This is a genomic window from Shewanella sp. UCD-KL21 (assembly GCF_001957135.1).
Classification (GTDB): Bacteria; Pseudomonadota; Gammaproteobacteria; order Enterobacterales; family Shewanellaceae; genus Shewanella.
In genome coordinates this window covers 38,452-60,288 of record NZ_MPHK01000009.1, presented here as the reverse complement: position 1 = coordinate 60,288, position 21,837 = coordinate 38,452, and the positions used below count along the sequence as shown (strand labels likewise).

At 43.8% G+C, this 21,837-nt stretch carries 23 protein-coding genes; 3 read left to right on the top strand and 20 right to left on the bottom strand.

Features of this window, described 5'->3' with window-relative positions; genetic code table 11:
- Nucleotides 1-6: 6 nt before the first annotated feature.
- From BM739_RS10025 to BM739_RS09935, 18 genes are all read right to left on the bottom strand, one after another.
- A complete protein-coding gene (locus BM739_RS10025; protein ID WP_076540213.1) occupies nucleotides 7-339 on the bottom strand; it encodes a hypothetical protein in 333 nt (110 codons plus the stop codon).
- 87 nt (nucleotides 340-426) lie between these two features.
- Entirely contained in the window at nucleotides 427-1,794 is a 1,368-nt protein-coding gene (gene fliD, locus BM739_RS10020) for a flagellar filament capping protein FliD (RefSeq protein ID WP_076540211.1), read from the bottom strand.
- A gap of 78 nt (nucleotides 1,795-1,872) precedes the next feature.
- Complete coding sequence (locus BM739_RS10015) at nucleotides 1,873-2,268, bottom strand: flagellar protein FlaG (protein ID WP_076540209.1); 396 nt, start codon at nucleotides 2,266-2,268, stop codon at nucleotides 1,873-1,875.
- 250 nt (nucleotides 2,269-2,518) lie between these two features.
- Nucleotides 2,519-3,715 (bottom strand): flagellin, encoded by a 1,197-nt coding sequence (locus BM739_RS10010; RefSeq protein WP_076540207.1) that lies wholly within the window; start codon nucleotides 3,713-3,715, stop codon nucleotides 2,519-2,521.
- Between the two features lie 308 nt (nucleotides 3,716-4,023).
- On the bottom strand, nucleotides 4,024-5,223 hold the full coding sequence (locus BM739_RS10005) for a flagellin (protein WP_076540205.1): 1,200 nt from the start codon (nucleotides 5,221-5,223) through the stop codon (nucleotides 4,024-4,026).
- Nucleotides 5,224-5,505: 282 nt separating this feature from the next.
- Nucleotides 5,506-6,711 carry a flagellar hook-associated protein FlgL gene (gene flgL / locus BM739_RS10000; RefSeq protein ID WP_076540203.1) on the bottom strand — a complete coding sequence of 402 codons (1,206 nt, stop codon included), beginning with the start codon at nucleotides 6,709-6,711 and terminating at the stop codon, nucleotides 5,506-5,508.
- Nucleotides 6,712-6,722: 11 nt separating this feature from the next.
- Nucleotides 6,723-8,645, bottom strand: coding sequence for a flagellar hook-associated protein FlgK (gene flgK, locus BM739_RS09995; RefSeq protein WP_076540201.1), 1,923 nt, complete (start codon nucleotides 8,643-8,645; stop codon nucleotides 6,723-6,725).
- The gene (flgJ, locus tag BM739_RS09990) at nucleotides 8,645-9,775 is read right to left on the bottom strand and encodes a flagellar assembly peptidoglycan hydrolase FlgJ (protein WP_076540199.1); all 1,131 of its coding nucleotides are present in this window, start codon (nucleotides 9,773-9,775) and stop codon (nucleotides 8,645-8,647) included. The genes flgK and flgJ overlap by 1 nt, the downstream gene beginning before the upstream one ends.
- Nucleotides 9,776-9,792: 17 nt before the next feature.
- Nucleotides 9,793-10,890: a flagellar basal body P-ring protein FlgI gene (locus BM739_RS09985; RefSeq protein ID WP_076540197.1), complete on the bottom strand. Its 1,098-nt coding sequence runs from the start codon at nucleotides 10,888-10,890 to the stop codon at nucleotides 9,793-9,795.
- Between the two features lie 10 nt (nucleotides 10,891-10,900).
- Entirely contained in the window at nucleotides 10,901-11,575 is a 675-nt protein-coding gene (gene flgH, locus BM739_RS09980; RefSeq protein WP_076540195.1) for a flagellar basal body L-ring protein FlgH, read from the bottom strand.
- Nucleotides 11,576-11,599: 24 nt separating this feature from the next.
- Nucleotides 11,600-12,388 carry a flagellar basal-body rod protein FlgG gene (gene flgG, locus BM739_RS09975; protein ID WP_076540193.1) on the bottom strand — a complete coding sequence of 263 codons (789 nt, stop codon included), beginning with the start codon at nucleotides 12,386-12,388 and terminating at the stop codon, nucleotides 11,600-11,602.
- Between the two features lie 11 nt (nucleotides 12,389-12,399).
- Complete coding sequence (gene flgF, locus BM739_RS09970) at nucleotides 12,400-13,143, bottom strand: flagellar basal-body rod protein FlgF (protein ID WP_076540191.1); 744 nt, start codon at nucleotides 13,141-13,143, stop codon at nucleotides 12,400-12,402.
- A 223-nt stretch (nucleotides 13,144-13,366) separates the two neighbouring features.
- Nucleotides 13,367-14,731 carry a flagellar hook protein FlgE gene (gene flgE / locus BM739_RS09960; protein WP_076540187.1) on the bottom strand — a complete coding sequence of 455 codons (1,365 nt, stop codon included), beginning with the start codon at nucleotides 14,729-14,731 and terminating at the stop codon, nucleotides 13,367-13,369.
- A 75-nt stretch (nucleotides 14,732-14,806) separates the two neighbouring features.
- Complete coding sequence (locus BM739_RS09955; RefSeq protein ID WP_076540185.1) at nucleotides 14,807-15,604, bottom strand: flagellar hook assembly protein FlgD; 798 nt, start codon at nucleotides 15,602-15,604, stop codon at nucleotides 14,807-14,809.
- Nucleotides 15,605-15,628: 24 nt separating this feature from the next.
- Nucleotides 15,629-16,045: a flagellar basal body rod protein FlgC gene (gene flgC, locus BM739_RS09950; protein ID WP_076540183.1), complete on the bottom strand. Its 417-nt coding sequence runs from the start codon at nucleotides 16,043-16,045 to the stop codon at nucleotides 15,629-15,631.
- Between the two features lie 2 nt (nucleotides 16,046-16,047).
- The gene (flgB, locus tag BM739_RS09945; RefSeq protein ID WP_076540181.1) at nucleotides 16,048-16,446 is read right to left on the bottom strand and encodes a flagellar basal body rod protein FlgB; all 399 of its coding nucleotides are present in this window, start codon (nucleotides 16,444-16,446) and stop codon (nucleotides 16,048-16,050) included.
- 143 nt (nucleotides 16,447-16,589) lie between these two features.
- On the bottom strand, nucleotides 16,590-17,429 hold the full coding sequence (locus BM739_RS09940; RefSeq protein WP_076540179.1) for a protein-glutamate O-methyltransferase CheR: 840 nt from the start codon (nucleotides 17,427-17,429) through the stop codon (nucleotides 16,590-16,592).
- Nucleotides 17,430-17,570: 141 nt separating this feature from the next.
- Nucleotides 17,571-18,491: a chemotaxis protein CheV gene (locus BM739_RS09935; protein WP_076540178.1), complete on the bottom strand. Its 921-nt coding sequence runs from the start codon at nucleotides 18,489-18,491 to the stop codon at nucleotides 17,571-17,573.
- Nucleotides 18,492-18,810: 319 nt separating this feature from the next.
- Here BM739_RS09935 and flgA point away from each other — a divergent pair, with 319 nt between their 5' ends.
- The 3 genes from flgA to BM739_RS09920 all read left to right on the top strand — a co-directional run bounded on the left by flgA (nucleotide 18,811) and on the right by BM739_RS09920 (nucleotide 20,423).
- Complete coding sequence (flgA, locus tag BM739_RS09930) at nucleotides 18,811-19,518, top strand: flagellar basal body P-ring formation chaperone FlgA (protein WP_076540176.1); 708 nt, start codon at nucleotides 18,811-18,813, stop codon at nucleotides 19,516-19,518.
- A gap of 72 nt (nucleotides 19,519-19,590) precedes the next feature.
- Entirely contained in the window at nucleotides 19,591-19,923 is a 333-nt protein-coding gene (flgM, locus tag BM739_RS09925; protein WP_076540174.1) for a flagellar biosynthesis anti-sigma factor FlgM, read from the top strand.
- A 74-nt stretch (nucleotides 19,924-19,997) separates the two neighbouring features.
- The gene (locus tag BM739_RS09920) at nucleotides 19,998-20,423 is read left to right on the top strand and encodes a flagella synthesis protein FlgN (RefSeq protein ID WP_076540172.1); all 426 of its coding nucleotides are present in this window, start codon (nucleotides 19,998-20,000) and stop codon (nucleotides 20,421-20,423) included.
- A 132-nt stretch (nucleotides 20,424-20,555) separates the two neighbouring features.
- Here BM739_RS09920 and BM739_RS09915 read toward each other — a convergent pair whose 3' ends face one another.
- Both BM739_RS09915 and BM739_RS09910 read right to left on the bottom strand, forming a co-directional pair.
- On the bottom strand, nucleotides 20,556-21,011 hold the full coding sequence (locus BM739_RS09915) for an LPP20 family lipoprotein (protein WP_076540170.1): 456 nt from the start codon (nucleotides 21,009-21,011) through the stop codon (nucleotides 20,556-20,558).
- Nucleotides 21,008-21,712 (bottom strand): FlgO family outer membrane protein, encoded by a 705-nt coding sequence (locus tag BM739_RS09910; protein ID WP_076540168.1) that lies wholly within the window; start codon nucleotides 21,710-21,712, stop codon nucleotides 21,008-21,010. Before BM739_RS09910 ends, BM739_RS09915 begins: the two co-directional genes overlap by 4 nt.
- Between the last annotated feature and the right edge of the window lie 125 nt (nucleotides 21,713-21,837).

The following is a 21,837-nucleotide window of genomic DNA, read 5'->3' as shown; positions in this document are numbered from 1 at the left end:
AATTACCTACCTATTTGCATCTATAGATTTATATACATTTATTTGGCGCTTGGCTGCATTACCAGCCTGAAGTAACAACTTGCGATGCTCTAACACTCGAGTGGACTTTATAAATAAAGATTGAGTGTAATCATATTGACTTTCAAGCATTGCTCTATCAGTAAAACTGCCATCGTTAACCAAGGTTTCAATGACAATTTGACGCCGCTGAATAAGTACCTGCAATTGTGATACCAACTCATCCACTTGTTGGTCTTCTGGTTTAGCTTGCTCTATTTGTGCAATAGCGGAAAACGCTGCGGAATTGAGTTGTTCAAGTTCGCTAAGGGTGGGGTTCATTGAGTACTCCAAGATAGGGAAAATAGTTTAAAGCAGTATAAGGGCTTAAAAGCGAGTCAAATCGCCAGCAGCCCTATTGAATTTGTATTAAGTCTTCTTCACCACACCAGGCATAGAATCTAAGGCATTAAACAAAGAGCTCGACTGGGAGTTAAGGCTTGCCACCACTAAATCCATGGCATTAAATTGCTTATATAAACGGTCACTGTAGGCGCTCATTTTTAAATTTAACGCTTCACGACTGTCTTCAAGGCGTGATAACTGATTATCAATGGTGTCATTACGGCCATCAATAATACCACCCGGCTCTAAATAGCTTTCAACAAAGGTATCTAAGCGTGAAGCAAGGCCTGTATCTTCAGTGATAAACATCTCTTTAATGCCGCCTTTGTCGGCTTCAATGGCATCTGATAATTTATCTTCATCAATTTCTAACAAGCCTTCACGAGTCGTGGTAATGCCAATATTCATTAGCATTTGCGAGCCACTACCAGAACTAGTTTCAAAACTACTGGAAATGATATTTCTTAACTGGCTTTGTAAGCTTCGCGGCAGTGGGTCGCCTTGTAAAATAGCGCCATTTTCAGTGGCTGCATCATAGCGAGACAAGTCCTGAATCGTAGTCATTAAAGCATTATAACTGTCAACAAAACCTGTTATGGCCGAGGTAGCTTTAGCGGTATCTTCTTCAACCGTAATGGTGGTGGTTTTGCCAATATCAGCATCGGTAAGCTCTAAACTAACACCAGTAATAATGTCACTGACATCGTTTGAGCTTGAGGTCACCTTAACTCCATCAACTGTTAATACCGCATCTTGAGCTGGGGTAAGCTCAGTCATGGTAAAGGTATCAGCTAGGCCGGTGCCGCCATCAATGTCCGTTGCAGTCACAGTTATTAAGTTATCAGTGCCGGTATTTTTAGCGCCTAAAATAAGCTGTGGGCCGTCATCACCATTAATAATGGTGGCGGTGACCCCGTAATTATCTTCAGAGGCGTTAATTTTATCCATGATGTCAGTTAAGCTGTCTTCCGCGCCGACCTCAATATCAAAGCTGTCACTGCCAACACCAATGGTTAACGAGCCTTCGCCTATGGGGCTATCGGCATCGGCAACGGCTGCAGAGCCAACTTTTTGACTCTGGGCTAATTGCTCAACAATGACCTGATATTTACCCGGCACTGCATTTTCATCCACTGTGGCTTTAAAATAATCACTGTTAGATTGGGACACTTTATGACTGTCAAAGGTTTCAGATTTGGTCAGTAACTCAAGTTGGTCCTGAAACTCTGACAGTGAGCTTTTAAGTAACCCAATACCGGATATCTGCGCATTTAATTTACCTTCAGTGGTATCAAAGCTTGCTATTTTACCGGCGCTTTCAGCATTAACGAGCGCAGTAACAATACCTGCGATATCCATGCCTGAACCAATACCAACTGATGTTAACCCCATTGCGACCTCTTTAATGCAATATCTGCTATCTAATTTGAAATAATCATAATTTTTATGATTGTTGTTTTAAAACAATAACTACACTGCAGTTTCCATAAAAACACTGGCAATATCTGTGAGCTTGCTCGCCATTTCTAATGCTTCTTCATTGGGGATTTGACGAATCAAGTCACCGGTTTTAACGTCAATAACTTTAACCACCTGCAGCCCAGACTCTTCATCAATATTAAAGGCTAAGCCTTTTTGCATAAGCGATAATTGCTGATTAATATCATCAACCGCATGCTGTAACTGCTCAGCATCAGTTTTAGCGGTCTCATTAACTTTAGCTGTGGTGCGCGCCACATCGCCCGCTTTTTGAATGCCATCATCGGCCAGTGCGGTTGATGCTTGGGCGGCATTTTTTTCTGTAAGGTTGGCTAAACTATCTTTACGCACTGCAGCATTGGCTACATTGGTAATATTGACATCCATGATGCACCTCGACAAACTCAATAATTAAAGCAATTAATGTACCAACTTAAGGTTTTTTAAAAGCCTTATGTCAGCGGTAAGGCATTACTGTTGCGACTGAGCAAAGCTCACCCAATGCAATTAGTGAACAAAGCTATCGCTCACTAAAAAGCACAAAGGGAGAATCGTTGCCGAGTCTCCCTTTAAATCTAATGTTAGCGTAATGCTAGTGCGTTCTTAGCACGATGCTAATTAACGCTTCACAATGTCATTATAAAAGAGACAATGCTGTTTGCGGTAACTGGTTGGCTTGTGACAACATCGCTGATGAAGTTTGCGATAAAATCTGCTGCTTAGTTAACTGCGCCGTTTCTGAGGCAAAATCCACATCTTGAATACGGCTGCGGGCATCTGACACGTTAGCTTGAATGTTACTTAAGTTATTAATGGTGAAGTTCATGCGATTTTGCACCGCACCTAAATCAGCACGTTGGCTATCGATTTGCCCAATGGCGGCATCGATGGTGGCAATCGCAGACTGAGCACCTGCTGCATCAGAGATATCTAAATCAGCAACCGCAATTTGGTTAGAGTCATCAGCGCCAACCGTTAATGCTGTTGCTGGAGTCACAGCTGCTGGAGTGCCGGCATCATCCATAATCGTCATAGTTATAGCGTCACCGTTATTAGCCATACCGCCAAAGGCAATACCCGTTCCCGCACCATCAACAGTCGCAGTAATGCCCGTATCTTTAAGTGTAGAGGTAATCTCAGCTGCCAATTCTTCTTCTGTCCAACTAGTATCAACATCTAAGGTTAAATTAGTTGCAGATGACGCACCTTCTGGCGTGTAAGCAAATGTCATCGTAGCACCAACACCATCACTACCCGTATTGTCAGTTTGCATCGCTGTCAAGTTAGCCGCACTTAACGCTCCAGCTACAGTTTTACCTGATTGACCAAGCGCATCTGCAGAGATATCACTTAAGGTCACAGAGATAGTCTCGTTAGCATTTGAGCCCACTTGGAATGCTTGGGTGCCATAACTACCATCAAGTAAGTTTTGACCACCAAAGGCTGTTGTTTCTGCAATACGGGTTAATTCTGAATTTAATGAGTCTATTTCAGTTTGCATCGCGGCGCGGTCATCCGCTGAGTTTGAACCGTTAGCAGATTGCAGCGATAAATCACGCATACGCTGTAAGATGTTGGTTGACTCTTGCATTGAGCCTTCAGCGGTTTGGGCAATTGAGATACCGTCATTGGCGTTACGCATGGCGACCCCAATACCGTTAATTTGGCTGGTCATACGGTTTGAAATTTGTAAACCGGCAGCATCATCTTTAGCGCTGTTAATGCGCAAACCTGATGATAAACGCTCCATTGAGGTCTGCAAACTGCCGTTAGCGCCGTTTAATGAGTTCTGAGCCTTCATTGAAGTGACGTTAGTATTAACTGAAATAGCCATGTATTGCCTCTCTTATATTTAATAGTGCCTGCCACTCAGGTCAGACGATACTTATCTTCGACAAATACTGTAACGGCGGCGATAAAAAAAGCTTTAGTAAAAAAATTATACTTTTTATTAAACTCAATCAAAAAAGGCGATTTAACGTGCAACAAAACCGCTTAAACGTCTATTTTTACGACAACTCTTAGGGCTTTAAACACAAAAAAGCAGCCGATAACGGCTGCTTTGATTTTAAGCTCTGCAAATTAAATCAAGCAATTACACTGCGCTTATAGTTATTATTTAGATCGCTAACTAAATTATTATTAACCTAGCAATGATAATGCTGTTTGTGGCAACTGATTTGCCTGAGTCAACATCGCTGATGAGGTTTGCGACAGAATCTGCTGTTTAGTTAACTGCGCCGTTTCTGAGGCAAAGTCCACATCCTGAATACGACTACGGGCATCTGACACGTTAGCTTGAATGTTACTTAGGTTATTTATGGTGAAGTTCATCCGATTTTGCGCCGCACCTAAGTCAGCACGTTGGCTATCGATTTGCCCAATGGCGGCATCGATGGTGGCAATCGCAGACTGAGCACCTGCTGCATCAGAGATATCTACATCAGCAACCGAAATTTGGTTAGAGTCATCAGCGCCAACCGTTAATGCTGTTGCTGGAGTCACAGCTGCTGGAGTGCCGGCATCATCCATAATCGTCATAGTTATAGCGTCACCGTTATTAGCCATACCGCCAAAGGCAATACCCGTCCCCGCACTATCAACAGTCGCAGTAATGCCCGTATCTTTAAGTGTAGAGGTAATCTCAGCTGCCAATTCTTCTTCTGTCCAACTAGTATCAACATCTAAGGTTAAATTAGTTGCAGATGACGCACCTTCTGGCGTGTAAGCAAATGTCATCGTAGCACCAACACCATCACTCCCCGTATTGTCAGTTTGCATCGCTGTCAAGTTAGCCGCACTTAACGCTCCAGCAACAGTTTTACCTGATTGACCAATGGCATCTGCAGAAATGTCTTCCAAGGTAATAGAGATAGTCTCGTTAGCATTAGAGCCCACCTGGAAGGCTTGCGTACCATAGCTACCATCAACTAACTTTTGGCCCCCAAACGTGGTGGTATCAGCAATACGGGTCAACTCAGCTTGCAGTGACGTGACTTCTTTTTGCATAGCTTCACGGTCTTCTGCAGAGTTTGAACCGTTAGCTGATTGCAGTGATAAGTCACGCATACGTTGCAGGATGTTGGTGGACTCTTGCATTGAACCTTCAGCAGTTTGGGCAATTGAGATACCGTCATTGGCGTTACGCATGGCAACCCCAATACCGTTGATTTGGCTGGTCATACGGTTTGATATTTGCAAACCGGCAGCATCATCTTTTGCGCTGTTAATGCGCAAACCTGATGATAAACGCTCCATTGAGGTTTGCAGGCTGCCATTAGCGCCATTTAAACTGTTTTGCGCTTTCATTGATGTGACGTTGGTATTAACTGAAATAGCCATGTTACTTTCCTTTTTAGTCGCATTGCCAAGGCTAAGCGCTTGGCTAAACTTGTTAATAAAGTTATTGACCCAGCCGCTCTATCCATATTGATTGGCGGCTGAAAACGGTTGACTCAATAACCTTTAAACAAAATTAAATGTATAAATTAAAATTAAAAGTTGTTGTTAGCTTTTGGGTATTGGTTGCGCTTTTATTTGGGCTGTTATGGCTAAACCGATTGCTTATATCAGCCTTAAAAACACCCTTACCCAATTACTGACATTGCGGTTTCATAGCGCTTGTTAGATGTAATCAAACAAGCTCGTTGAACCTACCTTGCTGAAAACACTTGATACTGCATTAAGTGCTAACTGCTGTTTTTCAAACTCAATAATGGCTTCGGCATAATCTAAATCTTCTAACATCGACAAGGCAGATGCGTTGATCACCTTCTCGTCGGTGTGATTCGATTTGTACTGGTCCATTACCTTTAAGCTGTTGCCAACCTCACCGCGCTTAGCGCTCATTTGATTGACACCACTGTCGATATTATTCAACAACTGTGCCAACTCCGCTTTACCTTGAGGGGTTTGTATTTTGTCGCCACTTTCTAGTAAGGCTATCGCCTGACTGAAACTGTCGAAAATACTGACTTCTTGCATGGGTTCAAGGGTAAAACTGTCGCCCGCCATGGGCTGCCCTTCTAGCTTTACTTCCATGCCATTAACATTAATAGGCATTGAACTATCAAAATCAGACACGGTAGTTAGTACGTTATTAGCACTGTCTCGGACTTCAACATCAACACCACCAGAGCCATTATCAGTAAAGGAAAACTGATAAGTATCAGCAACATGATTTGCCTGATCGGTCATTTTGGCGCTGTCGACACTAAACTCGCCTTGCTGGCCTGCCATATAATTGGCGCTATAATCGCCCATGGCATTGAGTGCGTTCATAAAAACAGCATCACCGGGCATATTGGTGTCTGTGAGTACTCCTGAGGCAATAATGCTTTCACGGGTGCCTGAGTCACCGTTGTAAATAATTTGGCCATTGGCATCGAACTCAAATGGCGCACTGCCGGTTTTATTACCAGCAAATAAGTAATTGCCCGACTCATCTTTTTTGTTGGCAATGGCCAGCATTTGATCGAGCGTTTTTTGCATTTCATCGGCAATAGTTTGCCGCTCGTTGTCGGTCATGCTGCCGTTTGAGCCACGCAATAATTGCTCTTTCATGCTGCCGGCTAAATTATCTAAATCACCCAGTAAGGTTTCAGTTTGATTAAGGTGGTTTTCACCGTAATCAATATTTCTTAAATACTGATCAACCAGATTATTTTGCTGAGTTAACTTATCGATACCGATGGCGGCCACTGGGTCGTCACCGGCGGTGTTAATTTTTTTACCTGTGGCTAATTGCTCAAGGATTTTGCTGGTTTCAGATTGGCCTTTGGCTATGCTGTAGCTGTTTTGCTGAAACATTTGCGCAGTAGAAATTCGCATAATTAATTCTCCTAGCGAACTGAGCTAAGTAATGAGTCAAACATCTGCTGGGCAGTTGTCATTATTCGAGCTGAAGCTTGATACGATTGCTGAAAGCGCATTAAATTGGCCGCTTCTTCATCTAAATTAACCCCAGACTCACTTTGCACTCGGTTATAGGCTTGCTGATACATGGCATTATTTGAGGTCAAGCTCACCGCTGCAGCTTGGGTTTTGCTGCCGATATCCAGTTTGGTGCCTTCAAACACCCCGGTTAAGGTGGTTGAGCCATTATTCATAATGTTGGCATCGGCTAATTGCGCCATCGCCACGGCATTACTGTTGTCGCCTTCGGCAAAGGACAAATCAAAGCTATAACTGTCAGTGACCCCCGCTGAAGATGAGTCGTTAATTTCAAAACTAAAACCAAAGCCGGTGTCAATTTGCGGTGGGGTAAACGGCGCTGATGGCCCAACGATAGTGCCATCGGCATCCAGCACTTGAAAAGTGTTAGTGGCGGTATCAATTTTCACGGTAAGCTCACTGCCCGTTTCAGGGAAGCTGGCATGGGTTCGGTCAATGTCTGTGAGCTTTACACTGGTGTTACCTGAGTTGCCTGAATCAGCTGAGATATTAGGACCTGCAGCGGCTATGCCTCTTGGATCTGTCATTGCCACATTGAGCCCTGCTGCAGCGCCCGCGTTAGGTCTAATTTCAAAACGGTCGCCATCGGCAAAACTGCCCGCGCCAATTTCAATACTAAAACCATTGCCGCCTTCAAGCTTATCGCCATTAAGGGTTAGTGGCTCAACTTTGCCTGTTTGGGTGTCTTTAAGCTCGTAGGTGTTTGGCGCCGTGAAGGATAATTCGTATGCGCTGCCAGTTAATTGGCCTACATCGTCAATATTAACTTTCAGATTGGCGTCACCAGTATTGGTACTGTAAGCACCGACTCGACCCGCTGCCATACTTGGGTCGTTAATGTCAGTAAAAATATTACTGCCAATATTGCCGTCTAGGTCAAAGCCATTTTGCTGCATTTGGTTAAAGGCATCTGCCACGCCTAAGGCTAGTTGCCCCAGCTCTTGAGAGGCTGGAATTAAGGTTTGATCACGAAAGTTAAATAACTCGCCTAATTGGCCGCCTAATTTAGAGCCGTCAATCACTAACGTGCTATTGCCTGTTGATGTGGTCAGCCTTGGCTCATTCGAAAAAGGATCGCCCGTAGTGGTGCCCACTTGCATTGCCACTTCACCGGACACTAGCATCACTGAGCCGCCGAGCATGACGCTTTTAGCGCCGTTATCTAGCGGGATAACATTAACTTCAGAATATTCGCTTAGCTCTAAAATCAGCGCATCTTGTCGGTCTAATAATTGGCTGTCTGCCCCTGGCGACTTCATGATCTCGAGGTTGATGTTGGCAAGCTCGGTACTGATCTCATTAATGCGATCGGCAACCGCACCGATTTGCGCATTGGTTTGCTTCATTTGCGAGTCAAGGTGGGTTTGCATTTGATTAAGGCTGTTAGCCACTTGCCCGGCTGAACTAAGCATGTTGTTACGCATACCGAGATCTGTCGGTAAATCGCCAACATTATTAATGCTGGTAAAAAAGTCATTTAAACTGGCTGGCACCATGGCGCCAATTTGCGAGAACAGCTGATCCATTTCGTTCATTTTGCTGTAACGGGTTTCAGCGCCACTCATGGAGGTTTGGCCAATGCGCAGCTCTCTTGCAGCGTATTCGTTATATACCCTTTTGACATCAGATACGTAAGTACCTGTACCATAAAAGCTACTACCAATTTGTTGAGACCCTAATGACGACTGCTCTGCAACTTGGCGGTGATAGCCCACGGTATTAGCATTGGCAATGTTATTACTGGTGACGCCCATTTGCGATTGGGCGGCCATAACACCTGAACGGGCAATGTTTAATAAATCGATAGCCATTAGTTAGTCTCTTTTGGTAATACGGACTTAAGTCCATTGGTTACTGACTCCATGACTTTCAACACTTTATTGGCGTATTGAGGATCAGTTGCGTAACCTGCTTGTTGTAGGGCATGAATAAATTTGGCAGGCTGTGCTGCCACTTTTTTGGCTTCTTGGTAGCGCTCGCCATTGGAGATGAATGACACAAAGTCATTAAAGCTTTGTTCAACGCTGTCGTACATTCTGAAATCTGCTTGTTGTTTTACTGCCACCCCTTGCTCAAACTCCAAGGTGCTGACGGAGGTTTTATCGCCGTCCCAGCGTCTGTCGGCTTTGATATTGAACAAGTTGTTGCTGGCTGTGCCATCGTCGCGGCGGATCATTTTTTGACCCCAACCAGTTTCTAGTGCTGATTGCGCCAGTAATACTTCAGGGGTGGTACCAAGCTGTTTTGCGGCCTTTTCAGCATGGGGATAAAGCACCGCAACAAACTGCTGCGGGCTGTCAAATTGATTGGTTGTTTTAGCGACAGTTTGCGGCAAGCTATTGCCACTTGTGGCAATAGCTTCTCCGGCCAATACTTTATCAAGCTCTTGGTTATCGAAAACCCCATGACTTTGAGATAACTGACTAACATCGACCACTGGCTTAGCCGTGGTTTGATGACTTGCAAAGTTATGACCATTAACCATGGATAAGTCTGCTGCTGAATCTGTTATCGAATCACCGGTCACAACCGTACTGAGAAAATCTACCGGCTTATTCGCAGCGTTAACTAATGGATGAGCACTGTTTGTGTCAATATTACCGCGCAGCACTGAGGCTGGGGTAAAACCGCTTTCTTGGGGGGAAAGTTGCTGCACCATCATGTCTGCGATGCCCAACATACCTTTGTTTGATAAATCCACCGACATTTGTTGATCGCGCATGTTTTCAAAAAATTCGGTGGTTTCACTGTTCATCGGGCTGTCTGATTTAAAAACTGCGTTGGCTTCACGCATACTTTTCATCAGCATTTGAATAAATATCCCTTCAAACTGTTTGGCGACTTCTTGTAATGCCGCCTTCTCGTCTTTCTGGGCCTTGGAACGTAATGAATCTAGTCCCCCTAGATCCAGATAGTTCGATGAATTTGAAAGCTTTTCCATAGTCATACCGACAATTTTTAGATGATGATAAGCTCTCCATGCAAAGCGCCTGCCATCTTTAACGCTTCTAATATTGCCAGTACATCTGAAGGCGCCGCGCCCACTAAATTTACCGCTCTGACCAGCTCATCGAGCGAGGTGCCAGGGTCAAATAAAAACATTCGGCTATCGTCTTGGGCAACATCTATGGTGCTATCGGTTGTGACAACCGTTTGACCATCTGAAAACGGATTAGGTTGTGATACTTGTGTCGCTTCTGCAATAGTGACGGTTAAGCCGCCATGGGTCACAGCAGCTGGCATTAAGCGTACGTTTTGCCCCACAACTATGGTGCCGGTACGCGAATTGACTATCACTTTGGCTGACTCATCGGCCATATCCACTTGAATGTTTTCAAGGGTTGATAAAAATGACACTCTTTGGGATGCATCACGGGGCGCACTCACTTGAACCGAGGTGGCATCAAGCGCCCTTGCCATACCGGGGCCAAGTAAATCATTAATGGCTTGTTCCATGTTTTTGGCTGTTGAAAAGTCTGCGCGGCGTAAGTTAAAGGTGAGGTGATCGCCACTGGCAAAAGGTGACATCACGCTGCGCTCAACAATCGCGCCGCTAGGAATACGGCCAACGGTAGGGGTATTTTGTATCACCCGTGATCCGTCTTGGCCTTCTGCGCTAAAGCCACTGACCACTAAAGTGCCTTGGGCAATGGCGTAAACATTACCATCAACCCCTTTTAAGAAGGTTTGCAGCAAGGTGCCGCCACGTAAGCTTTTTGCTTCACCAATACTTGATACCGTGATGTCAAGATTTTGACCGGGCTTAATAAACGCAGGCATTTCAGCATGCACGGCTACCACAGCGGCATTTTTGGTTTTAGGGTTAACATTATCGGCTAAATTAATGCCAAAATTTTTCAGCATGGTTCTAAAGGTTTGTTCGGTATAACGGGTTTTTTCACCTGTGCCGGGTAACCCCACCACTAAGCCATAACCAATTAATTGGTTAGTTCGTACCCCTTGGACATTAGCAATATCTTTAATGCGCTGGGCTTGAGCGGGCGAAGACAGCAACGCCATGCTGAGGCTGAGTAAAATGAGCGATGTAATTTTCATGGTTAACTCCTTAGAAAGGCCACCATTGGCCCATAAAGAAGGAGTTTAACCAACCCACTTTTTGGACATCGGCAAAAGTACCGGTACCGCTATATTGGATCCGAGCATTCGCAACGCGGGTGGATTCAACGGTATTATCAGGAGTGATATCTTGACTGCGTACCATGCCAGTGACGCGAATAAACTCATCACCATTGTTAATTGAAATCCACTTTTCACCGCGAATAACTAAATTACCATTGTTAAGCACTTGCATGACATTGGCTGAGATGCTGCCATCTAAACTGTTTGACTGATCGGCATCAGATTCACGCTTGGTATTCATGTCGTCTGAATAACGAAAATCTAGCGGTATTCCTTTAATCGACAGATTGCTGCCACCGGCATAAACCGGATCGACGCTTAAATCAGAGCCTTTTTTAATTTCGTTATTGGCACTTTTCTTCGCTTGAGTCGATTCATTAAGCAATACGGTAATGATGTCACCCACTTTGTGGGCACGAATATCCGAGTACAAACTGGATGATTGATGATCCATGTAAATTGAACCCGTTGACACCATTTGGGTTGGCGGCGCTTCTGGGTAAACCGGCGCATAAAATGGATCATCGGCTATGGGTTTTTGCTGAGTTGAGCTGCAACCCAGCATCACAAATGCTGATGCTAAGACTAAAACCTTATTCATCATCGCCTCTCTTATCATCAAAGCTTATAAGTTCTGTGTTACGTAAGACATCATCTGATCGACAGCTGATATCACTTTCGAGTTCATTTCGTAGTTACGTTGACTTTGGATCAAATTAACCAGTTCTTCAGTCACGTTAACGTTTGAAGTTTCAAGCGCCCCTTGGCGAATCGCACCTAAACCATCCAATGAAGCCGTACCCTGAATAGGCGTGCCACTGGCACCGGTTTCGGTGAAAAGATTTTGCCCTAGTGGGTCTAACCCTGATGGATTGATAAAGTCGCTCATGGCTAACTGGCCAATGACGGTGTTTTCTGTAGCGCCTGAAAGTTTCACTGAAACTTCACCTTCAGATGACACTGTGATTGAAGTGGCTTCATCTGGAATGGTGATCGCAGGTTGTATCACATAGCCAGAACCTGGAGTCACAATTTGGCCATTTTCATCTAGGCTAAATTGGCCGTTGCGGGTATAAGCTGCGGTGCCATCTGGCATTTCAACTTCAAAAAAGCCCGGGCCTTCAATCATTAAATCTAAGGCATTGTCTGTGGTTAACATATTGCCTTGGGTAAACATCTTTTGTGTGGCGACCACTTTGGTACCCGCACCGAGATTTAAGCCATTTGGTAGTTTGGTGTTATCTGCACTGACGCCGCCCGCTTGGTTAACGGTTTGATAAAGTAAGTCTTCAAACACAGCGCGGCTTTTTTTATAGCCAATGGTACTGGCGTTGGCCACGTTGTTAGAAATAACCGAAATGTCGGTTTGCTGGGCATCTAGGCCGGTTTTACTGATCCATAAAGCAGGATGCATAATAATTACTCCTAACTAATTCTCATTAAAGCTGACGAGGCGCGATCAAGATCTTCGGCGTTTTTCATCATCTTCACTTGCATTTCGTATTGGCGCTGAATATCAATTAACGCCACCATTTCAGATACCGCATTGACGTTACTGCCTTCAACTGCGCCACTTTCAACTTGAACATTGGGATCATTAGGGATGTTTTGCCCTGTGGTTAAACGAAACAAGCCATCCTCACCGCGCATCATGTCGGCGTTGTTGGGGTTAACCAATTTAATCCGCGCCACTTCTTCAACGATGTCGGCAGTGGCGCCTTGGGGTCTAACCGAGATAATGCCGTCTGGGGAGATTTGCACCTTTTCAACCGGCAGTGGCAGCACAATTGGCCCAGCCTCACCCATAATCGGATTGCCGCGCGCATTAGTAAGTAAGCCGGTAGTGTCAAAATTTAGACTGCCTGAACGGGTATAGGCTTCACCCCCATCTGCAGCTTGCACTGCTATCCAGCCTTTATCTTTAACGGCAATATCTAAATCACGACCTGTGGTTTTAAGTGGGCCTGAGTCAAAGTTATGTCCGGGGCTTTCTGTCATCGCAAAAACGCGAGTCGGTAAACCTTCGCCAAAAGCTTGCATAGAGCGTGCTTGAACTAAATCAGCTCTAAAGCCGTCAGTATTCACATTAGCTAAATTGTTGGCACGCACCGCCAAAGCATTCATATTCTGCTTAGCGCCGCTCATGGCAACATAAAGTAATTTGTCCATTTACCGCTCCGTCAAACTTTCTTCATAACAAAAGATATACACAGAACTAGCAATCAGCGTGCCAAAAATTAAGGTTTTGAGTTTTAGATGAAATTTGCAGTTATAAACAGCGGGAAAATTTACAAGATAAGCAATATCGGGGTGGTTAATGACAGCAGTAACGAGGTAAAGAGTAAGGCAAAGAGTTGCCATGGCGGCAACTCTTTACTAAGCGCAAGATTAATTAGCGGATCTGCAATACCGTTTGGTTAAGGGTATTGTTCACTTCAAGGGTACGTGAGTTGGCTTGGAAGTTACGTTGAGCTGAAATCAAGTCCACCAGCTCGGTGGTTAAATCAACATTTGATTGCTCAAGTGCTGACGAGCGAATGCTACCAAAAGTGCCGCTATTGGCCTCACCTGCTAGTGCAGGGCCTGAGTCTAAACTGGCTTTCCAAGAGGTATTACCGACTTGAGTTAAGCCTTGCTCATTAGAAAAGCGTACTAATGCTACCCGAGCTAATGGCACGGTTGAGCCATTACTGTAACTGGCTGTCACTAAACCGTCATCGCCAACACCTACATTGGTTAAGCGCCCGACTGTGGTGCCATCTTGGGTTAACTCTGTCACTTCAAACGGTGAGGCGTATTGAGTAGGATTATTAAAATCGATGTTCACCTTTTGCGAGCCGTCAGCGCCGGTGCCGATAACGCCTGCGCCATTACTACCTAATGCAACCGTAGACACTACCGCAGGATCAGAGCCTGTATAAGTACCAGCATCATTAAATGTAAGTACTGAGCCTTTCCAGCCGGATGCGTTTTCTGCTGTGGCTGTTGAATCAGCATCACCATCACCATTGGTATCTGTTTTATATGTACCGCCTGTTGGCGCATCAATATCCACTTGCTCACCATCGACAGCATAAAAAGCAACCCAGTTATTCTCACCAGTATGGGAACCACCTTCTGGTTTAACAAAATAAGTGGTCAAGATGTGGGCTTCACCAAGTGAATCATAGATAGTGACTGAGGTTGAGTTATTGTAAGTATCTGCGTCATCTGGATCAAAGTTTGCTGGATCAAGTTCTTCATCACCAACATTGAGGTTCATTTGAAAACCAACATTGCCAGTTTTCACTGGGCTACCAGCAGTATCGGGGATTTTAATCGGTTGGGTGGTGGTTAAACTCACTGAAGTCGAATTACCATCAGCATCCACTGGGAAACCTTGTAAATAGTTACCGGCTGAATCTGTCATAAAACTTTCTGAGTTTACTTTAAATGCACCAGCACGGGTAAACGAATGATCTTGGCTGCCAGCTTCAGATGAAGTAACAAAGAAACCACCGCCACTAATAGCCATATCTAAAGAATTGTTGGTAAACAGTAAGCTACCTTGCTGAAACTGTTGTGCTACGTGAGTCGTGGTTGCGCCGCCGCCCACTGCGGTATTACCATTTGAAAAAATTGAATTGGCATAAACATCGGCAAACTCAGCGCGGGACTCTTTAAAACCAATGGTATTGACGTTGGCAATGTTATTCGCCGTGGTGTTGAGATCTTTTTGAGCAGCTGCGATACCACTCAATGCAATATTAAACGACATAAATCACCTCTTAGCGCTTTAAATTAGGTTCTGTGTGGCTGCCAGATTTCTGACAGCTTATGATTGTTTGTGTTGTTAACTTTCTGCCACTGCCAGTACATCAGACAATTGAATACCACCTAGGCCTCTGAGGTTAAGGATTGGACCTGTGGCGACACTGCCTAAGGAGACACTGGTGACATGGGCATAAGTTGAAACCGCTAAATCTTCGGCGTTGCCATCAACTTTACCGTTAGCTTTAATGGCATACATGCCTTCTTCTACTGGTTCGCCATCTTTATCAAGGCCATCCCAGCTGACATCAATGTTGCCGCCTGCAGAGCCATCAACCTCAAAGGTTTTAATCACTTGGCCTGACTCGTCTTCAATGGTGACGGTAATGGTATCGATTGGCTGTGGCGTACTAATGACGCCGTTAATGACTGGGTTTTCTTCTGAGACATGACCAATATCAGATGGAATGAGCACCTTTTGCCCCACTAAGCCCGAAGCTTGTAATGCCTGACTTGAGCTCATCACACTGTTCAAATTCAAAATTTCAGCATTTAAGTTGGCAATACCATCAACGGTCGCGAAGGACGCCATTTGCGCAATCATCTGATCGTTTTCAACAGGTTTAAACGGGTCCTGCATTGACAGCTGTTGGCTCAAAAGCGCAAAGAAATCCGCTTGGGTTAGCTCTTGGCTTTTGGCTTCACCGGTTTCGGTGGTGCTAGCTGATTGCGCAGCGGTTAGGCTATCTAAAAAGCTACTGTCTGATACCTGTGTGGTTTGTGAGTTTGTCGCCACTGAATTAGTGGAAACGGTGGAAGCCGTGGTAGACGTCTGCAACTGCGGTAATGACTGACTACTGTAAGGATTAACGAGGCTCATTGTTTACCTCCAACTAAATTCATATTACTTACCCATACGAAGCGTTTGCTGCAACATTGATTTGGCAGCATCAGCCACTTGAACATTCATTTGATATGACCGAGAAGCAGAAATCATATCGGCCATTTCTTCCATGACGTTGACATTGGGTTTATAAATAAACCCATCGTTATCAGCCATTGGATGATTAGGAGAAAACTCTTTTAATAACGGTTTATCGCTTTCTACAATGCCTTTAACACTGACACTATGCGCGTTATTTTGCTGATGACTGGCTTTAGCCATTTCGGCTTCAAAAATAGGATGACGAGCTTTATAAGTCTCACCGACACTACTTGATACGGTATTGGCATTGGCAATATTACTGGCGGTGGTATTTAACCGAACTGATTGCGCCGACATGCCAGATCCTGACACATTAAAAATATTAAAAAGACTCATAATTAATCACCTCTAATGGCTTTACGCATGCCAGAAAATTTACTTTCAAGAAAGCCCAGTGACATTTGATATTCCAAAGAGTTTTGCATAAATGCAGATTGCTCTTCTTGCATATCCACCGTATTACCGTCACCTGTGTCTGGCTGATTTGGCACCCGAAATTGCACATGCTCTTGGCTTAACGCTTTAAGGTCAAAGTGCTTGTCAGTTGTTTGACTCATTTGCAGCCCTTGTTGATGAGAGCGGGCGCTATTCATGGCTGAGGCAAAGTCTACATCACGGGCTTTATAGCCCGGGGTGTTGGCATTGGCGATATTACTAGAAAGCACTTCTGCCCTTTGAGCACGTATGCCCAACGAGTATTGATGTACTCCTAAACCGTTTTCAAAATTAATCGCCATAAAATTGCCTCCATCAGCTAACTGCCACTAACAAAGCAAACCTTATGCCAAAATATTACGGTTTTAAGATGAGAAAGGATAAAAATGAAAAATGCCGACGAATGTCGGCATTTTATTAACTAAAAACATATTAATTCATAAGCTTACAATATGTTTTTCTTTTGATAGTAAATCCCTGGGTTGCAACGCACCATATTAAATTCATCAGATAAGCCTGAGATAGATTCTGACGCCCCTAAAAATAAAATCCCATTGGGATTAAGGGCGGCAGCAAATTGCCGCAAAATTTTAGCTTTTGCCTCTGGGGAAAAATAAATCAACACATTACGACAAAAGATAATATCGAACTTACCCAATAAGCTATAACTTTCAAGCAGGTTATGACTTCTAAAATTCACTAAGCGCTGCACATTATCTTTCACTTTCATATTACCTGACGGCATTGGATCAAAGAATTGTCGTTTACGCTCATCAGATAGCCCACGGGCTAAGGCTAAGCTGTCATATTCGGCCTTTTTACAACGCGCTAGCATTGAAGGGGATAAATCGGTGGCTTGGATCGTCGCGCTACCAGGTAATGCCCCCGGCTTACGCTGCTGATACTCTAAAATAGTCATCGCCAATGAATAGGGCTCCTGCCCTGATGAACAGGCGGCTGACCATATTTTTAACGGCCGACCTAAGCGGCTATATTCAGGTAATAAAGCATCATGAAGTAATTCAAACGGGTATTTGTCTCTAAACCACAGAGTTTCATTTGTGGTCATAGCGTCAATCACTTCCGCCCTTAAGTGCCGCTCCATTGGCTTCATTGAGCGCTTAACCACTTCCGATAATGAGGGTAAATCATGCTTTCCCATTAAAGGCGCTAAGCGACTTTTTACTAAATATTGCTTGTTGTCACCTAATACAATGCCACTGTGTTGCTCTAAAAAAAGCTTAAACTGATTATATTCTGCTTCAGCAAGTGATTTGTTCGGCACTTTTACATCCTATTTTAAAGAGACGCGCTACATTGCTTGTAATGTAAAGCCGCCGCTTTGTTTCGTTACCAAGCGCTTGGTAACAAAGGTGATATCGACAACCTGTGGTGAATCATCAGCCCTAGGTTATCGATTGAATTATTATAAAATGAGATGTTTGTTGACCGCTGACGCTAACTCATCGGGATTAAACTTAGCAATAAAGTCGTTTGCGCCGACCTTTTCAACCATGGCCTGATTAAACACACCGCTTAATGAAGTATGCAGCACCACTTTGATATCTTTAAGTTTTGGATCGTCGCGAATTTCCGCCGTTAAGGTATAGCCATCCATTTCTGGCATTTCAATGTCTGAAATAATCAGTGGAATTTCATCGGCAACATTATCCATCTCAGTGGCAATCGCTTTTAATTTCTCTAAGGCATCTTTGCCATCAATCGCTGTGTCGATTTGCAGGTTCAATGACGATAATGAACGGATAATTTGCTTACGAGCGACGGCAGAGTCATCAATCACCATAATATGGTAATGCTGCTCTTTATCAATGGTAATGGCATCACTGGCTGCTTGGCTTAATTCCGTTTTTACCGGTGAAATTTCATCAAGAATTTTTTCAACATCTAAAATCTCAACCAATTCACCTTCGATTTCAGTTACTGCAGTTAAATAAGAATTACGCCCTGCCCCTTGTGGCGGTGGCATAATTGATTCCCAATTCATATTGATAATACGCTCTACTGAGCTAACCAAAAAGCCCTGAATACTGCGGTTATACTCAGCAATAATAATGAAGCAATTTTCAGTGGATGCCAGCGGGCGGCCACCGGTTGCCGCACTTAAATCAATCACTGAAATAGTCGAGCCCCGAATATGAGCAATGCCTTTAATCATTGGGCTTAAACGGGGTAACTTTGTCAGTGGCGGACACTGTAATACTTCTTTTACTTTAAAAACGTTAATGCCGAAACGTTGGCGACCATTAAGTTTAAAAAGCAGTAACTCCAGTCTATTTTGGCCTACCAGTTGGGTACGTTTATTAACTGAATCAAGAATATTCGACATAACCCTGCCTTGTTTTATGAATGCTTTCCCTAGTGGGATTTATTATTAGAGTTCACTGTTAACCAGTGTTTTAAAGCGACAGTAAAACCATTTTCGCAAATTGTAACACAGTAATATATGCCCATTTGCTGGTTTGGCGCTTAAATTTAGCTATAGGCATAGTTTTTGCTTAATTGTGGTTACATCGCATTTAAGCGGCGATTTCAATGAAAAAAGTCAAACTTCTGACAAAGATAACATTGAGAATGTTTAGCCTTATCATTGCTAATTAAAATTGAAGTTTAGAGGTAACCTGGCCAATCAAGCTAGTTAGAATATTATGAAGAAAAACATTCTACTATTGATCATTATTTTTTTATCTTTACCGGTTAACGCCAGTGAAGATGCCACCATAACTTACTCTCTATCGACCATTACTGAATTAGCTAAAGAGGTGGTCGCAAAAAAAATTGCTAAAAAGCCCAATGCGCTGATCAACATTAGCCCGCAAAATCTTGATGGCCGATTAACACCGCCAAGATGTTTGCCACCCATTAGTGTTGAAATGGCCAGCGACCGTGAAATTAGCCGCACCAACACAGTCAAAATAAGCTGCATTAGCCCTGACTATGACTACCCATGGCAAATGTTTATCTCAGTTAAAGTTGAAGTCATGTATCCAGTGGTGACAGCATTGGGAATTATTGAAAAAGGTGAGTTAATCACAGCAGATAATGTGGCAATTAACTATGTGGACCAACACAGTATCCGCGGACAGTTTTTTTCTGAGATCTCGCAATTACTCGGCACCCGCTCAAAAAGGCGTGTGTCAGCTAAAGCGCCATTGCTAAACAATAATTTATGCTTTGTTTGCAAAGGTGATTCGGTGTCTATTTATGCCAAAACAAACTCATTTGAAATAAAAACTGCCGGAGAAGCACTAAGAGATGGTAATATTGGCGATGCTATTAGAGTCAGAAATAGCAATTCTAACAGGCGATTAGATGTCATTGTCACAGGCGTTGGCGAAGTTGAAGTTAGAATGTAAAATATTCTAAAGTTTTTTCTGACAAGGCCGATAACCTGTTTGGAAAACCCTAACATTACGCTGGAGCCTCACATGGCAATTGATATTAACCATCTAAAAACAGCTTCTCATGCTCAAATGCGAACCAATCGCGACGCAGGAGCAGCAACGCAAACAGCTGACTCAGCGGCTAAGACCACGGCTGCCCCAGTAAAAACTGATTCGGTCAGTATTACTGCACAAGCGCAGCAGCTGCAGGGAGTGCAGAGTAATATGGCATCTTTACCAGAAGTTGACCAAAGCAAAGTTGATGCAATTAAATTAGCGATTTCAGAAGGTCGCTACAAAGTCGATCCTGAAAAGTTAGCTGCCAACATTGCTAGCTTTGAAGCTGATCTTGACGGATTAAATTTCGACCAAGAGTAACCTCATCGTTACTCTTGATATTATCGGCCACACATTACTTAACGGGTAATGTGGGTTTTAATAAAGAGTAACTTATGACTGAATTACTACAGCTGTTATCTTTTCAGCATGACACCTTGTCGTCGCTGAAATTACTTGTATCTGAAGAAAAATTAGCCCTTACTGAACGTGACGCAGATAAACTACTGTCACTGGCACAAGACAAGGTTAACTGCCTAAACACCCTCAAACTCAATGATGAAAAGTTAGCCTCTCACCCAGACAAAGCCTTATTGAACTCTGAGGCGGAACTGGTCACTAAAGTTGATGCCGCAAAAGCCATTTTAGAAGAATGCAAAGCCATTAATAATCAAAATGCCAGCCTTATTGAGCTCAACATTGCCAGCCTTAATCGCTTCTCTCAAGCGCTACAAATGAGCCGTAATGCATCAAGCCTGACCTATAATGACAAAGGCCGAACCTCAACAATTTCCTCTTTAGGTCAAAATCTTAAAGCATAATCGAGGCGGTAATTGACTGCCCTGTGAGTTGCTAGATTGAGTTTTAAAAACCAAAAAACCGCTCAAAGAGCGGTTTTTTTTGTACTTCAGTTAACTTAAATTAAATGACTAGATTTAAATGACTAGATTTAACTAAAAGTAAGTCACATGCTTAATGGTTCTAGGCCTATTTTGCTGCTGATATAGGCTCCATACCTGTGAGAAATCCAGTTCTAACTCAGTCACATACATATCACCAGCCGGATAGCTTTTGACCACTTTAGCGCCTTTAATCATCCCCGAGACACTGGCGGTAACGGTTTGCTTATTTAGCAACCAATCATCGACCTGACTACTGGCATCAATTTGCTGGCCATACACTTGCTCAGCCAGCTCACGATAAGCGGCAATTTTAGACGCTTGCATCGCCATTAACACCTTGTGAGATTGCTCTGTTGCCGGTTGCGTTGCTAACGGCGCATAACCAATGGCGGTAAGTTTAGGAAATTGTTTAGGCGCCTCGGTTTCCCATTGCACATACTTGTCGTTTACCGCACACCCGGACAAGGTAAATGCTGCTGTCATGGCTGCAAACAGTATTGCCTTCATTGGTTATCTCCTAAAATAGTCACGCTTGCCATAGCGCCATGCTCGTTTCGATACAAGATGCCATCTTTTGAAATTACCTTATTGGCAGGGGTTAAATAGCCCGGCAGGCTGTGGGTTTTAACAAAGGTTTGTACCGCTGACACCACTCGATTATTACTTGTATTGACAATTCTGGCATTGACCACCACACCCTCTGAGGTAGTGCCCATGGTTGCTACGACCACATGGGATACCGCTAAATCGGTAGCAAGCTGCTTCCAGTCGCGGCTTAAAATAAACTCACCCTCCGCGGTGGCGCGAAGTGAACTCGCCACATTCATATCAACAAGATTAAATTCATTGGCATGAAATGCAGTCAACATACCTTGCTGCAATTGCTGCCCCAGCAAATTAGTTTGTCCGTAATCATCAACCATCACCGGTGTGGTGATCAGCAGTGGTTGATCGGCTCGTAAGCTGTCGTTTTGCAGCACTAATTCATTGACAATTTTTTCCGCCAAGCGGTTCACCCCAGCTTTGGGCGCTATGCCTGACTGCTGAATATCGTAGCGAATAACATGATCCGTTTTCGGCTCAGACTCATACCAAAAATTCATCTCATAGCCTTCGTTGACATAAGATAAATCATCATACTCTGTCGGTTGTGAGCCAGCACAAGCTGTCATCAACATCATGATTGGAAGTAAACCAATTCGGCGCATATTGCATTCCTGTATTTAACTCAAGCATTGCTATGGGCTAAGGCGTTTGAGGCCCAAAGGTTAAAAATGAATTCTAAAAACACTATCGGCAATCAGAATAAAAACTTTAGATAATTAATCCCTTT

Bases quoted from the DNA above. Each gene is read 5' to 3' on its own strand.
- BM739_RS10025 (WP_076540213.1), bottom strand. From the start codon at position 339: ATGAACCCCACCCTTAGCGAACTTGAACAACTCAATTCCGCAGCGTTT.
- fliD (WP_076540211.1), bottom strand. From the start codon at position 1,794: ATGGGGTTAACATCAGTTGGTATTGGTTCAGGCATGGATATCGCAGGT.
- BM739_RS10015 (WP_076540209.1), bottom strand. From the start codon at position 2,268: ATGGATGTCAATATTACCAATGTAGCCAATGCTGCAGTGCGTAAAGAT.
- BM739_RS10010 (WP_076540207.1), bottom strand. From the start codon at position 3,715: ATGGCTATTTCAGTTAATACTAACGTCACTTCAATGAAGGCTCAGAAC.
- BM739_RS10005 (WP_076540205.1), bottom strand. From the start codon at position 5,223: ATGGCTATTTCAGTTAATACCAACGTCACATCAATGAAAGCGCAAAAC.
- flgL (WP_076540203.1), bottom strand. From the start codon at position 6,711: ATGCGAATTTCTACTGCGCAAATGTTTCAGCAAAACAGCTACAGCATA.
- flgK (WP_076540201.1), bottom strand. From the start codon at position 8,645: ATGGCTATCGATTTATTAAACATTGCCCGTTCAGGTGTTATGGCCGCC.
- flgJ (WP_076540199.1), bottom strand. From the start codon at position 9,775: ATGGAAAAGCTTTCAAATTCATCGAACTATCTGGATCTAGGGGGACTA.
- BM739_RS09985 (WP_076540197.1), bottom strand. From the start codon at position 10,890: ATGAAAATTACATCGCTCATTTTACTCAGCCTCAGCATGGCGTTGCTG.
- flgH (WP_076540195.1), bottom strand. From the start codon at position 11,575: ATGAATAAGGTTTTAGTCTTAGCATCAGCATTTGTGATGCTGGGTTGC.
- flgG (WP_076540193.1), bottom strand. From the start codon at position 12,388: ATGCATCCTGCTTTATGGATCAGTAAAACCGGCCTAGATGCCCAGCAA.
- flgF (WP_076540191.1), bottom strand. From the start codon at position 13,143: ATGGACAAATTACTTTATGTTGCCATGAGCGGCGCTAAGCAGAATATG.
- flgE (WP_076540187.1), bottom strand. From the start codon at position 14,731: ATGTCGTTTAATATTGCATTGAGTGGTATCGCAGCTGCTCAAAAAGAT.
- BM739_RS09955 (WP_076540185.1), bottom strand. From the start codon at position 15,604: ATGAGCCTCGTTAATCCTTACAGTAGTCAGTCATTACCGCAGTTGCAG.
- flgC (WP_076540183.1), bottom strand. From the start codon at position 16,045: ATGAGTCTTTTTAATATTTTTAATGTGTCAGGATCTGGCATGTCGGCG.
- flgB (WP_076540181.1), bottom strand. From the start codon at position 16,446: ATGGCGATTAATTTTGAAAACGGTTTAGGAGTACATCAATACTCGTTG.
- BM739_RS09935 (WP_076540178.1), bottom strand. From the start codon at position 18,491: ATGTCGAATATTCTTGATTCAGTTAATAAACGTACCCAACTGGTAGGC.
- flgA (WP_076540176.1), top strand. From the start codon at position 18,811: ATGAAGAAAAACATTCTACTATTGATCATTATTTTTTTATCTTTACCG.
- flgM (WP_076540174.1), top strand. From the start codon at position 19,591: ATGGCAATTGATATTAACCATCTAAAAACAGCTTCTCATGCTCAAATG.
- BM739_RS09920 (WP_076540172.1), top strand. From the start codon at position 19,998: ATGACTGAATTACTACAGCTGTTATCTTTTCAGCATGACACCTTGTCG.
- BM739_RS09915 (WP_076540170.1), bottom strand. From the start codon at position 21,011: ATGAAGGCAATACTGTTTGCAGCCATGACAGCAGCATTTACCTTGTCC.
- BM739_RS09910 (WP_076540168.1), bottom strand. From the start codon at position 21,712: ATGCGCCGAATTGGTTTACTTCCAATCATGATGTTGATGACAGCTTGT.